This is a genomic window from Moorena sp. SIO2C4 (assembly GCF_010672485.1).
GTDB lineage: Bacteria > Cyanobacteriota > Cyanobacteriia > Cyanobacteriales > Coleofasciculaceae > Moorena > Moorena producens.
Window position 1 is genome coordinate 1 of record NZ_JAAHGN010000008.1, and the last position, 12,562, is coordinate 12,562.

Here is a 12,562-nt window from a genome sequence, read left to right on the forward strand (position 1 = left end):
TCTTACAGTGGTACGGACTGGGGAAGTATCCGTACGTGCGTACCAGAATGAGGCTCGATGACCTAGTCAAACCTGGGAGAGTTAGTTGTCTCTCCAAGCCCCAACCTGGCCGTAGGCCACGCTACGCGAACAACGCAGTAGGTTGGGGTTATTGACACTACTTACCTGTGTATTTCAGCATCTGTACTGAGCTTTTAGGATTTGTCAATTTTAAGACAACTGCTTCAAGCTATAATGATTAACTTTCAGATTAAATGTTTCTGGTTCTAATGGTTTAAGTTTTATTTTTGATTAATAAAATTTGAGCAAAAGTAGCTAAGGACACTAATATCAGTGTGAAGCTGGCGAAACTATCACAAGGTTTTCGAGCCTGAGGGTTATCTCTAAGCATGATGGGATCAAGGCTGAAAATCCGTCGGAGGTCGCTAGAATGTTATTTAATATTGCTGGTGTAGGGACTGGGTTAGGAATTCTAACCCTATTGGTATTTGGGCTGTTGCAATGGTTGCACATCAGTACTGGTCATTTCCTGGATTGGGTGATTGGTGTGGCTAGCTTTTGGTGGCTGTTGGTGATTGTGACAGTGCCATGGAATGTCCACTTGGAAGCTAGGGAAGTTTTAGCAGAGGGGTCGGCTTCCAGGGAAAATGAGATTGCGGTTGACCCGAAGCAATTAGACTATGTGAAAATGATAGCTAAGCGATCGCTAACCGTAGCAATCGCCCTTCACGTGTTATCTGCTGTGGGTCTTTACATGCTTGCTGCTACTGGGATTAGTGCTGTGGGCTACGTCAGTTCGGGAGCAGCTTTGCTTTTAACTGCTTTGCGTCCAGCGGTACGTTTTTACCAGTATTTAGCAGCTCGATTAAGGATGATCCGGCAAGAGTTTACCTATCCTCGCCGAGATGTAATGGAACTACAGAATCGTTTTGAAGCTCTCGAAAGAAGTGTCAAAGGTCTACAAGAGCAACTAGACCCACAAGAACCTTACTCTTGGGTGGCAACCCATCAGCGTTACTGGGAAGAGACTCGTAAAGGCTTAGCCCAACTTGAAGCATCCATGGCACAACTGGAAGCTAATAACAATGCGGAACACCAACGTTTAGCTCGGGATTCTGAAAATGCGATCGCACAATTAACTACAGATAGTCAATTTCTGGATAATGTCCGAGAAATTATTCGGTTTTTCAAGACAGCTTAGCAGTTATAGCGCTACGGGCAGGGAATCGGGAATCGGGAATCGGTAATCGGGAATCGGGATTAAACCAAGTTAGATGCTTCATATAAACGCCTGACAACGGCGATAATTCGCTTACCGTAATCTAAATCAGCTGACCAGCGTCCACTGAGCTGCCCAACTAAGGGAGCAATCCCTCGGGTAACGAAGCGAAACCGGGGATCGACCAAGGGTTGGACTAGGGGTTCCTGACTGGCGTAGGCTTTCAAGTGTTGGATATGGGCACGTACTCCAATTCTAGCGCTAGGAAAAGTCGCTTCTTCATCACTAGTCACTGCTCCCAAACCACCAAAATTATTCTGCTCAGGTCTAAGGCGATCGCTAAAGCGTAGGAAGTTAGTTTCTACACAAGCTTGGGAAAAGGCAATGTCATAGTTGACTCCCTCTACGGAGGCTTCTTCTCGATAGAGCCTAGGTAGGTCAGGAAACTCAGTCAGGGCGTTCTGATTATTGTTTTTAAGAAATATCTGTAACTGGACTTCGGAGGTGCTACCATGACCCATGATCCGGTCAATCAGACCTGGACAGATTTTCTGGGAAATTGAGCGCAAAATCACAGTGCGGGTGGCAGTATCCCAACCGACAAAGATGTCATAATCCCTTAGTTCAATGGCCTTAACATAAACGACTCCCCGATATTGCACACGACGGACATTCTCGGCGGTGGTCAAATCCACTCCTAGGCGATCGGCTAGGTCAATGGGAATGTAAGAATTGCTATTGATTAGAACACCTCGATCATCGTAAGTCTGATTATTGATTTTAATATCAATGATGGGATAAACGGGATTGAATTCATCGGGTGGTTGTTCACCAGAAATCAAACTACTCCATTGGGCAAGTCCATCAGCTATGCCTCTGGCCATGTCACGACGTCGATTCTGGAGCAGAGCACGGTCTTGGGGATTAGTCAAAAAGCCAACTTCGAGCAGTAGGGAGGGAAGGATAACATCACGGCAAAAGGCAAGACGGCCAACACCTGAGTCCGTATCAGGCTTTGCTCCTCGATTCGGCAGTTCAGGAAGGCGTGTGATCAAATAGCGCAGCATTAGTTCAGCATGCTTCTTGCGCTCAGTGTTATTGAAAATGTAGAAGGCAGAGGCACCTCGGATGTTAGGATTGGAAAAGGCGTCAGCATGAATCTCTAACGCTACATCACCAAAACGAGCACGGTCATTAATCCATTGAATTGTCTGCTTTAAACTCAATTCATCAGGAACAGATAATACTTCAAACCGACGCGATCGCAATTCTGGCACCACCAGATCTCGCAGCCGAATCATTTCTTCGGCTTCCGTTGTCCCACCGGCAATCGCCCCTGGGTCACGACCACCACGTTCCATGCCACCGTGACCTGCTGAAATAAATATACGTCCCATGTCTTGCTTTTTGCCCTTAGCCCTTAATTGAGCACTTGCTCTCTCCAGGATAAGGATTTAGTTTCCCTATGGCTAGGGGAAGTTGGACTGGACAAATCATCCCACCAATAGGCAATAGCAAGCAATAACCACAGCAAAATGGATGGATGAATAATAGTAAGCATTCAGGCATCAGCGTGTCGCGTATCAGCTATTAGCCAAAAGCCTGTGGGCACAGTGATTGATGCTTTTGAATAAAATAAGCTGACGGCTGACAGCTGACGGCTGAGTGCTTACGAATAATAAACAATGAATAGTATGATTGCTTAGCTTGAGCAACACCCGGAAAATCATAGCTTTTAGCAAACTATATATCAATGGCGAATCAAACCTTTGGACTAGACAACCAGCTTTACGACTACTTGAAATGTGTTTCTGTAAGAGAGCCAGAAGTTTTGACCCAGCTTAGGCTGGAAACAGCACAGCATTCTATGGCTAGGATGCAAATAGCTCCTGAACAGGGGCAGTTTATGGCCTTACTCGTGCAGTTGATGGGAGCCAAGAAAACTCTAGAGGTGGGGGTATTTACAGGCTATAGTGCTTTAGCTGTAGCCTTAGCTTTGCCACCAGAGGGCCTGGTGGTTGCTTGTGATATCAGTGAGGAGTATACTGCGATCGCACGTCGCTACTGGCAACAAGCTGGAGTAGCTGACAAAATTGACCTGCGAATTGCGCCAGCACTGGACACTCTGGATAGGTTGCTGAAAGAGGGACAGGCAGGTACATTTGATTTTGCCTTCATTGATGCCGATAAACGGAACTACGAAAACTATTACGAGCAGGCACTGAAACTGGTGCGTAATGGTGGACTAATTGCTGTGGATAATGTTTTATGGTCGGGGCGAGTAGCGGATCCTGAGGTAGTCGATAACATAACTAAGGCAATTCGAGCATTTAATCAAAAGCTCTATCAAGACCAACGGGTAAACCTTAGTTTGGTACCAATTGCTGATGGATTGACCCTAGCACTAAAGAATTGACACTCCCCGTCCTGTAAGAACGGGGATTCTTGGATCAACGACTCGTCTTGCGTGGGCCAGGTCGTAACCAGGAACAGTAGAGGACAAATCTCCCCGAGCGTTTAGATCATTTCATATCCAGGTTCCGGTGTGCCGGAGACGAAACCTTAGAAGAGTGGAGCCTTAATCATAAAGTTTTAACCCTTTTATGCATAGCCGACTAACCTTAAAGGCTCCACTCTTCTTACGGTAACTTCTAACCCCACCGTACCTTTTTTTTATATTAGATAGATAGGTACTTTTTTTATCTAAATTTTTCATAGACGTTTAAGTCGTTAGACCAAATTACGCAATATGTATCTGATACATATTTTTTACGTTGTCTACTTATTGTTAGATAGTATCTATCTAGTCTTCTACTTTATTGTTTATATTTTTATTATAGCACACCTATCACAAATTGTCAAGATAAAGTTTAAAGAAAAGCCGTCCTATAAGGACGGGGCTTTAAACCCAAAATTTTTGGTAAGAAGCTATCAGCGTGTCGCGTATCAGCTATCAGTTATCAGTTATCAGCGTGTCGCGTATCAGCTAATGCGCTAGGCGCAGGCTAGTTGAGGTGCTTTTTAATCAAACAGGTAAGCATTGGTTTAATCTTAGTTACTTCAGCTGACCGCTGACCGCTGACCGCTGACCGCTGATGCTTAAGCTTCCTTGATGAAATCATCAAAACAGTGAGGGCAACAAATACCTTTGATATATTTAGGGGAATTGAGATCAGCTTGGGAAATTGGATTTCCACAACCGTAGCACATATGGTGGGTTCCAGCTTCCAAGCTGTGCTTGAGAGCAATCCGTTGATCGAAGACAAAGCACTCCCCCTCCCATAAACTTTCGTCTTCTGGGACTTGTTCTAAATACTTGAGAATGCCACCTTTGAGATGATACACCTGTTTAAAACCTTGACTCAACATAAACGATGAGGCTTTTTCACAGCGAATACCCCCTGTACAAAACAGGGCTACTTTTTTGTCTTTGGTGGAATCGAGGTGGTGGCGAACATAATCAGGGAATTGTCGGAATGAGTCAGTATGGGGATTTTGGGCACCTTTGAAGGTTCCGATATTTACTTCATAGGTATTGCGAGTGTCAATCAGGACTACGTCTGGATCTGAAATTAGAGCATTCCAGTCTTGGGGATTAACATAAGTACCTACCTTCTGATTGGGGTCAACCTCTGGCAAACCGATGGTGACAATTTCTTTCTTTAACCGGACTTTGAGGCGGTTGAATGGGGGGGAGTCAGTGTAGGATTCTTTATGCTCTAGGTCGGCCAGACGGGGATCGGAACGGAGAAAGGCTAGGACAGAATCAATGGCTTGACGGGAGCCTGCGATTGTGCTATTTATGCCTTCTGCTGCGAGGAGAATCGTTCCTGTAATGCCTTGAGCTTGACAATGGGCTAGTAAGGAGGGTCGTTTATCGGCAAAGTCTGGCAATCTGACAAATTTGTAAAATGTTGCAACTACCTGGGTCATGATCCGGTTAAGGGGTGAAAAGAGTGCTGAGTTTTGAGTCCTGAGTCGGAAAGTGCCTCACTATTTACTATATTGGCGTATGGTAAGACCCCGCAGTAACTTGCTATGGTCATAGTACTTTTGCGGTTTACTGTTGCGGTCACTGGTGATAGCCCATCACCCGATTACTCTATGACCTGATTACCTGAACTGACAGTTGTAAATGGTGCTTTGCTCTGAGTGGATGGCAGAAATGCTCGATTGCGATTGCGCTACGCCCACGCTACGCGATCGCTAAATCTAAAATCTTGATTGGATCAGGGTTTTAGCCATTACCCCCCTGACAATCATGCCAGATAAATCGTGCTATGGGAAAATTTTTTGGCTATCTTGCTTGACTTTCCACTTGGATGTTGTATAATAACAAAAGTGCGATTGATAAACTAAGCTTGATTTAGCTTAAGTTGTATTTACCTGGGGGTATAGCTCAGTTGGTAGAGCGCCTGCTTTGCAAGCAGGATGTCAGCGGTTCGAGTCCGCTTACCTCCACTAAATGTATCTATTGGTAGATTGGTGGCTAGGGTAGGCTTTAGAGTAGAAACAAAATAAAGGCTAATGGCTGATAGCTGATAGCTGATAGCTGATAGCTTAATGCTTACCATAACTAATCACTAATTACCACTAACTCTGATTCCATTGAGAAATTGATTTCTAAAAAATAGACGATATAGTTCGCAACTAGCTGTGGCTCGATTACCGCGAATTCTTATTAAACCCAAGCTTTCCAATTTATAGGCAGTGAGCGCTTCTAATTCCACACTTTCTGTCGCCATGACTACTTCCTTAAAGGCAGCGACTAGGTCAGGATGGGGTAACAAAGCGGCTAGATAGTAACGCAAATAGTTACTATAAATTCCAGTTTGAGTTGGGGCTTGCTCTAGTAATTGTTCTAAGCTAAGATCCTGTTTGGTGAGATGATACAGGGCAAGACGAATTAAACTGGGACAACGACCTACCATAGTCACTAAAGGAGCAAGACGTTTGATGGCTTGGTCACCTTTTGCCCAATCCAAACCATGACGCTGGGCTAAGTCTAGCACCTGCTCATTGGTAAATTCTGGGAGTTTAATGGCTAGGCCAACATTAAAGGGAGACTGATTAAGTTTTAGTGGCACATATACATCTGTAGCATGAGCTATCACCCATCTTACGTTTTGCCAAATTTCCAGTTCCCTAGCATCCTCATACCAAGAGCGTAGCAAAGACAGAAAATCCCTAGAAAGTTCTGGATACTCAAAAATTTGATTGACTTCATCTAAAGCAATAACAATTGGCCTATCGACTTCCTCTAGCAAATAGTCTTCAAAGTAAGTGGTGCAACTGACCTTAGAGCCAATGTCAGAATCCCAATAGTGATCGAGTTGGAGGGATAAACCCAATTGCCGACTGACGTTGGCACAAAACCAACGTAAGAACTTATCCAGGTTGGTGAAAACTTGGGAATCAGCTCGGTGTAAACTTAAAGTAACAGTACGAAAGCCCTGCTTCTTGGCATAAGCCACAATCCTTCGCACTAGGGAAGTCTTTCCTTTCTGTCTGGGGCCTTTAATATGAATCAGGCTACCTGGTTTGCTAACTTCTGCGTAGGTAAGCGCTTCAATAGGAGGACGTTCGATGTATAAATTGGAGTTTAGTGGTACCGGACCACTAGGAAAGTCTAGCTCTGGTACCAGAGCAGGGTATAGGGAATTACCGAAACTGCTTTTGATCCTGTCGTGATAGCTATAAATCCCTAGAGAGGATAGCTGAGCTCGGGAGTACCGCCTCAAAACTGACCGGACATTACTTTTGGTAACTTTTTGTTTGAGAGCCACAGAGAGACGTTGCCAAAGTTTGAATCCTACATCTCTAATGTAACTATGCTCATACCCGCAGCTTTCCGCAATCTCAGCGTAAGTCTTCCCTTCCCAAACTTCACAGAAGACGGTCTCTTGAAGGTTACTGAAGGAGTAATCGGGCAAAATTGTGTCCAAAACAGCTAGGGCTTCGTCTGCCATCATTGACTAGGTTGAAAGCCAACACACCAAACACTAGCTTTACTTTGACATAGAATTGCCAAAATTTCCGTGCAATCAAGCAATTTTTTCCAATTTTTTACGACTCTGACCAGCAGATGGCCCACTCCAATCTAGGTCAAATTCCCGATTTTTTCAGGCAGACAATTTCCATAGGTCTTCTTTAAAATCAACTCAACGTTGTTTAAGTCTGGTATCCCAAGACGATTGAGTGATGAAAAAACAAGTTTTCGGAGCAGTTTCAGCCCTAGCATTCGCTGCATCTGTGCTGCCTATTGCCATCCCTAGTCTGGTACCAGTGGCTCAGGCTCAAGCCGGTTTTGTGCCGAATGCTCCCTATGTTGCCAGCGCTGGAATTGCTGGAGCTGCAGGGGATAGGCATTTTATTACCGTTGGTGTGGCTGTGTTTCCAATAAATGCTGTTGTGATTGAATGCACCAATCTGGCTGGTGTTCGTAAAGCAACGGTTACTAATCAGTTTGGTGAGAGAGTGGCAGCAACCACAGCAGTGTCTAAGAGTCCTGAAGGTGGTATGGCTCTTACGGTGACCTTGAATGAACCTGTTAAACCAGGCAATGTCCTGCGCATTGTGATGGATGGGGTAGAACAAAATCGAGAAGGGGGAGCGATGCTTTATCGAGTGTCTGCTCTGACCGAAAATATATCCTATCCCTTTCCTGTGGGTACGGCAATGTTGCTGGAGCCGGTCTTGAATGACTAGAGTCAATAGGGTTGTTCGCGTAGCGTGGCCAATAGGCCAAGGTTGAAGGTTGAAGGTTGAAGGTTGTTTGGTTGAAAGTTGAAGGTTTTTTTGTTAAAGGTTGTTTGGTTAGACCTTGCACCATTAGTATTTTTATGATATTGCTTGCGTCAATTATTCTGACCTATTCCCTGTTCCTTTAACCCAAGTTCCTTGATCCAAAGTCCCCGAATTTCTGTGTCTTTCGATATCTGACCCAAGTACTTGAGGATGTTGTCAAAGGAGTTGAGATTTAGTCGTTAAATTATTGACAATACTAGACAAACTTCTACATACTTGTCTAGTATTATGCATTACAGACCTCACCAATTTGCCAAAATCGCTGGTGTCTCGGTTAGAACCCTTCAACGATGGGATGCATCGGGAAAATTGGTTGCAGACAGGACACTAGGAAACCACCGAGTTTACACCCAGAAACATATCAACGAATTGAAAGGGTTGTTACCCGATTATATGAAACGGTCTATTGTCGTTTACTGCCGGGTATCATCTCCTTCTCAAAGACCAGACCTGGAAAACCAAGTTAAAGCTATGGATACCTTCTGTAATGCCTCTGGTCTCAAAATCGATCAAGTCATCCCAGAAATTGGTGGGAGTATGAACTTCAAACGTAAGAAATTCCTCAATCTACTATTCCGTATGCTTTCCGGGCAGGTCTCTACCATCATCGTCGCTCACAAAGACCGATTATGTAGGTTTGCGTTTGACCTGATTCTTCAGTTAGCCAAGTACTCCGATGGCGAGATGATCGTGACCAACAATGAATTCCTTAGTCCCCAGCAGGAGATGCTGGAAGACCTCATGGCTATCATCCACTGCTTCTGTTGTCGGCTGTACGGTTTGCGTCGGTATCTCCAAGCGATTCAAGAAAAAATCAACAAAAACCTTGATAGTCCCGACGATTGTGCGAAAGTAGAAATGGAAGTACAAGTTTAGGTCGAAACTCCCATGTTTGGAATCAAGCGCGAACTCAAAGTCAACAACTCCGAAGCCAACTGGCTATCTCAATGTGCGGGGTTCTCTCGGTTCGTTTATAACTACGGACTGGGAATTATGAAATCATCATGGGAGTTTGAAGACATCAGAGCTTCCGATTCCAAGAGGTTGAACACAATTAAGAAGGTGTTCACCAATGTGACTAAGAAGAATCCTGATTTTGCTTGGTGCAATAAGTATCCAGCTCGGATTTACCAAAATGCGTTTCGGAATCTAGCTAAAGCCTTTAGTTGGTGGCGTGACCCAAAGATTAAAGCTCAAATGCCTACATTCAAGAAGAAACGCCATCAGTGCAGTTTTACCGTTGATGATTCAAACGGAAAACGGCTGGTAAAAGCTGGGAAGACCATCAACATCCCAACAATGGGGACGTTCAGATTAAAGGAGGCTATTCCTTACGATTGCATTTCCCAAACATTTACCATTTCAAGAGAAGCAGATAACTGGTTCGTATCGTTCTTTGTCGATGCTTGCCCAATGCCAGCGATGAAACACACTCAGCAAAAAGTCGGAATTGACCTAGGTGTTAAGTGTTTTGCGACTTTGTCCGATCGCACCAAGATTGAAATGCCCAAATCGATCAAGAAAGCGAAAATCAAGCAATCGTTGCTACAGTGGCGCAATCGTAAAAAGGTGTTAGGCAACGGTCAGACCAAGACCCAACCCAGTCAGAATGCTCAGAAATACTATCAAAGACTGAGGAAGCAACACAAACACATTGGGAACATCAGAGAGGACTTTTTGCAAAAGGAAACCACCAGGTTAGCGCAGACCTATCAAGAAATCAAGATTGAGGACTTGAACCTGTCTGGGATGCTGGCTAATCACAAGTTAGCTGAAGCCATCGCCTTACTGGGATTCTATCGGTTCTCAGAGTTGCTGACCTACAAGCAAGAATTCCACGGGTTCAAACTAACCCTGGTAGACAGGTGGTTTCCCAGTTCAAAAACATGCCACAAGTGTGACCACATACAGGATATGCCGTTGAGGGAACGAGTTTATGTGTGTGGCAGTTGTGGAAACATTGAAGACCGGGATTTGAACGCAGCGATTAACATAGAGCGTTGGGAACCCGGTAACAGAACACTGTCGATGGCAATCGATCAAACGCCTGTGGACTAGAAGTAGCCTCGCATTTAGACCCCTAAAAATAGGGATAAATCGGTATTTAATACCACAATTCGGACATTGACATTTTACTAGCGCTAGAGTATAATTGAAGTGTAGGATTCAGACCTAACTATGCCCAAGAAATCCGTAACTTCTGGAGAATGGGTACCACCGAGAGGTGGTCGCAGTGAAGAGCTCCAGGCGACTGTTTATCAAAAACACAGGTCTCCGCGAAGTCGCAAGACGCAGTATGGGGGCTGACGCCTGCCCAGTGCCGGAAGGTTAAGGAAGCTGGTGAGGGAAACCGTAGCTAGCGACCGAAGCCCCGGTGAACGGCGGCCGTAACTATAACGGTCCTAAGGTAGCGAAATTCCTTGTCGGGTAAGTTCCGACCCGCACGAAAGGCGTAACGATCTGGAGACTGTCTCGGAGAGAGGCTCGGCGAAATAGGAATGTCTGTGAAGATACGGACTACCTGCACTTGGACAGAAAGACCCTATGAAGCTTTACTGTAGCCTGGGATTGGGTTCGGGCTTGGTCTGCGCAGGATAGGTGGGAGGTGAAGAACATGCCCTCGTGGGGGCATGGGAGCCGACGGTGAGATACCACTCTGACGAAGCTAGGATTCTAACCCGAGACCGTAAGCCGGTTCGGGGAAAGTTTCAGGTGGGCAGTTTGACTGGGGCGGTCGCCTCCAAAAAGGTAACGGAGGCGCGCAAAGGTTCCCTCAGGCTGGTTGGAAATCAGCCGAAGAGTGCAAAGGCAGAAGGGAGCTTGACTGCGAGACCTACAAGTCAAGCAGGGACGAAAGTCGGCCTTAGTGATCCGACGGTACTGAGTGGAAGGGCCGTCGCTCAACGGATAAAAGTTACTCTAGGGATAACAGGCTGATCTCCCCCAAGAGTTCACATCGACGGGGAGGTTTGGCACCTCGATGTCGGCTCATCGCAACCTGGGGCGGAAGTACGTCCCAAGGGTTGGGCTGTTCGCCCATTAAAGCGGTACGTGAGCTGGGTTCAGAACGTCGTGAGACAGTTCGGTCCATATCCGGTGCAGGCGTAAGAGTATTGAGAGGAGCCCTCCTTAGTACGAGAGGACCGGGAGGGACGCACCGCTGGTGTACCAGTTATCGTGCCAACGGTAAACGCTGGGTAGCCAAGTGCGGAGAGGATAACCGCTGAAAGCATCTAAGTGGGAAGCCCACCTCAAGATGAGTACTCTCACTCTGTTAAGGAGGTAAGGTCACAGTAAGAACAGCTGTTGATAGGCGTTAGGTGGAAGTTTAGTAATAGATGAAGCCGAGACGTACTAACTGACCGAGGGCTTGACCACAAATTAAAGACAATTTGGCTTTGAAACACTAGCTATGCAATCTTAATGGTTCTAACCACTTCCTGGTGCTTATAGCGCTACGGAACCACACCGACCCCATCCCGAACTCGGAGGTGAAACGTAGCTGCGGCGAAGATAGTTGGTGGGTAGCTGCCTGCTAAAATAGCTCAGTGCCAGGATATATATTATTTTAATAATAGTTAATAGAAAAAGCCTCTTGTCTAAACTGGCAAGAGGCTTTTTCTATATCAAGCAACCAAAGAAATTAAAAGAGATTAAATCATTAGCATGGGTGTTGGGTTAACAAATAAGTAATAACTAATGACTAAAAGCAATAATTGATATTACTCCATGGAGCGATCAAAACTATAAATTTTCTGAGTCGTTAAATTCTCACACACTGAAGATGGTCGCTTAGTCAAGGGAAACTTCTCTCGGTCTAAGAGTATTTGTAAACTAGTCAGTGGATCGTGTCCAGAAGAGACTAGAAATTCCAGGCATCTTAGCTCAGGCCATTCAATCACGCTGTCTAAAATATTAGCGATCGCATTAACATAGGGATGGTCACTAGATTCGTACCAATCTAGTGCTGCTAGCTCAGGCTGATCAAACCCTAAGTGTACCATTAAAGCAGGTTTCTCAAAAACTGCGGACGCTACAGGTCGTGACTCCTCCTGCAATAATAAGTTCTGACTATGAGCTAGAGACCTTAGCTTTTCTAAACGCTGATAACGTTCTGTCACCTGCTGGGGCTGGTCTTGCCAATGAATCGCTACCGTAACTAAATAGGTCTGCAACAGCAAATGACCCAGCTTCTGTGCCTTAGTTGCCAGATAGCTAGAATTGTAGTCATTAGCTTCAATCAACAATGGTACCCGATCGACTACCTCCAATCCATAACCTTTTAAACCAGCGATTTTCCGAGGATTATTGGTAATCAAGCAAATTTTCTTAACTCCTAAATCATTGAGAATTTGTGCTCCCATGCCATAGTCTCGCAGGTCAGCCGGGAATCCCAAACGTTCATTTGCTTCTACGGTATCCAGTCCCATATCTTGCAAGGAATAAGCTTTCAACTTATTCACCAAACCAATCCCTCGGCCTTCTTGCCGCAAATAAACCACGACTCCCTCACTGGAATTCTCAATCATTTTCAGA

The 12,562-nt window shown here is 45.2% G+C and carries 9 protein-coding genes, 1 tRNA gene, 1 rRNA gene and 2 other annotated features; of the genes, 7 read left to right on the plus strand and 4 right to left on the minus strand.

Going from position 1 to position 12,562, the window contains the following annotated elements:
* The first annotated feature begins 430 nt into the window (after window positions 1-430).
* On the plus strand, window positions 431-1,201 hold the full coding sequence (locus F6K20_RS01190) for a hypothetical protein (RefSeq protein WP_008187150.1): 771 nt from the start codon (window positions 431-433) through the stop codon (window positions 1,199-1,201).
* 59 nt (window positions 1,202-1,260) lie between these two features.
* Here F6K20_RS01190 and tftA read toward each other — a convergent pair whose 3' ends face one another.
* The gene (tftA, locus tag F6K20_RS01195) at window positions 1,261-2,616 is read right to left on the minus strand and encodes a hormogonium tapered terminus morphoprotein TftA (RefSeq protein WP_008187147.1); all 1,356 of its coding nucleotides are present in this window, start codon (window positions 2,614-2,616) and stop codon (window positions 1,261-1,263) included.
* A gap of 356 nt (window positions 2,617-2,972) precedes the next feature.
* On the opposite strand from tftA, the gene F6K20_RS01200 reads away from it, so the two are divergent.
* Window positions 2,973-3,635, plus strand: a complete 663-nt coding sequence (locus F6K20_RS01200) for a class I SAM-dependent methyltransferase (RefSeq protein WP_008187144.1) — start codon at window positions 2,973-2,975, stop codon at window positions 3,633-3,635.
* Between the two features lie 683 nt (window positions 3,636-4,318).
* Here F6K20_RS01200 and trhO read toward each other — a convergent pair.
* The gene (gene trhO / locus F6K20_RS01205; protein WP_287247710.1) at window positions 4,319-5,152 is read right to left on the minus strand and encodes an oxygen-dependent tRNA uridine(34) hydroxylase TrhO; all 834 of its coding nucleotides are present in this window, start codon (window positions 5,150-5,152) and stop codon (window positions 4,319-4,321) included.
* A 455-nt stretch (window positions 5,153-5,607) separates the two neighbouring features.
* Here trhO and F6K20_RS01210 point away from each other — a divergent pair.
* Window positions 5,608-5,680: transfer RNA gene (locus tag F6K20_RS01210), tRNA-Ala, on the plus strand.
* Window positions 5,681-5,802: 122 nt separating this feature from the next.
* Here the strand turns inward: F6K20_RS01210 and F6K20_RS01215 are convergent.
* Window positions 5,803-7,191: an AAA-like domain-containing protein gene (locus F6K20_RS01215; protein ID WP_287293420.1), complete on the minus strand. Its 1,389-nt coding sequence runs from the start codon at window positions 7,189-7,191 to the stop codon at window positions 5,803-5,805.
* Between the two features lie 229 nt (window positions 7,192-7,420).
* On the opposite strand from F6K20_RS01215, the gene F6K20_RS01220 reads away from it, so the two are divergent.
* The 4 genes from F6K20_RS01220 (at window position 7,421) to rrf (ending at window position 11,583) form a co-directional block, all read left to right on the plus strand.
* On the plus strand, window positions 7,421-7,927 hold the full coding sequence (locus tag F6K20_RS01220; RefSeq protein ID WP_008187141.1) for a DUF2808 domain-containing protein: 507 nt from the start codon (window positions 7,421-7,423) through the stop codon (window positions 7,925-7,927).
* 327 nt (window positions 7,928-8,254) lie between these two features.
* Window positions 8,255-8,902, plus strand: coding sequence for an IS607 family transposase (locus F6K20_RS01225; protein WP_008187139.1), 648 nt, complete (start codon window positions 8,255-8,257; stop codon window positions 8,900-8,902).
* A gap of 12 nt (window positions 8,903-8,914) precedes the next feature.
* Window positions 8,915-10,084, plus strand: a complete 1,170-nt coding sequence (locus F6K20_RS01230) for an RNA-guided endonuclease InsQ/TnpB family protein (protein WP_008187137.1) — start codon at window positions 8,915-8,917, stop codon at window positions 10,082-10,084.
* 116 nt (window positions 10,085-10,200) lie between these two features.
* Window positions 10,201-10,496 (plus strand) — a sequence feature (23S ribosomal RNA rRNA prediction is too short).
* 27 nt (window positions 10,497-10,523) lie between these two features.
* Window positions 10,524-11,392: a sequence feature (23S ribosomal RNA rRNA prediction is too short), on the plus strand.
* A gap of 73 nt (window positions 11,393-11,465) precedes the next feature.
* Window positions 11,466-11,583: ribosomal RNA gene (rrf, locus tag F6K20_RS01235) — 5S ribosomal RNA — on the plus strand.
* Between the two features lie 165 nt (window positions 11,584-11,748).
* Here the strand turns inward: rrf and ribA are convergent.
* Window positions 11,749-12,562: GTP cyclohydrolase II RibA (gene ribA, locus F6K20_RS01240; protein ID WP_287293423.1), on the minus strand; the 814-nt coding region annotated here is incomplete at its 5' end.

Coding starts and splice junctions, on each gene's coding strand:
- F6K20_RS01190 (WP_008187150.1), top strand. CDS start 431: ATGTTATTTAATATTGCTGGTGTAGGGACTGGGTTAGGAATTCTAACC.
- F6K20_RS01225 (WP_008187139.1), top strand. CDS start 8,255: ATGCATTACAGACCTCACCAATTTGCCAAAATCGCTGGTGTCTCGGTT.
- F6K20_RS01200 (WP_008187144.1), top strand. CDS start 2,973: ATGGCGAATCAAACCTTTGGACTAGACAACCAGCTTTACGACTACTTG.
- F6K20_RS01215 (WP_287293420.1), bottom strand. CDS start 7,191: ATGATGGCAGACGAAGCCCTAGCTGTTTTGGACACAATTTTGCCCGAT.
- trhO (WP_287247710.1), bottom strand. CDS start 5,152: ATGACCCAGGTAGTTGCAACATTTTACAAATTTGTCAGATTGCCAGAC.
- tftA (WP_008187147.1), bottom strand. CDS start 2,616: ATGGGACGTATATTTATTTCAGCAGGTCACGGTGGCATGGAACGTGGT.
- F6K20_RS01230 (WP_008187137.1), top strand. CDS start 8,915: ATGTTTGGAATCAAGCGCGAACTCAAAGTCAACAACTCCGAAGCCAAC.
- F6K20_RS01220 (WP_008187141.1), top strand. CDS start 7,421: ATGAAAAAACAAGTTTTCGGAGCAGTTTCAGCCCTAGCATTCGCTGCA.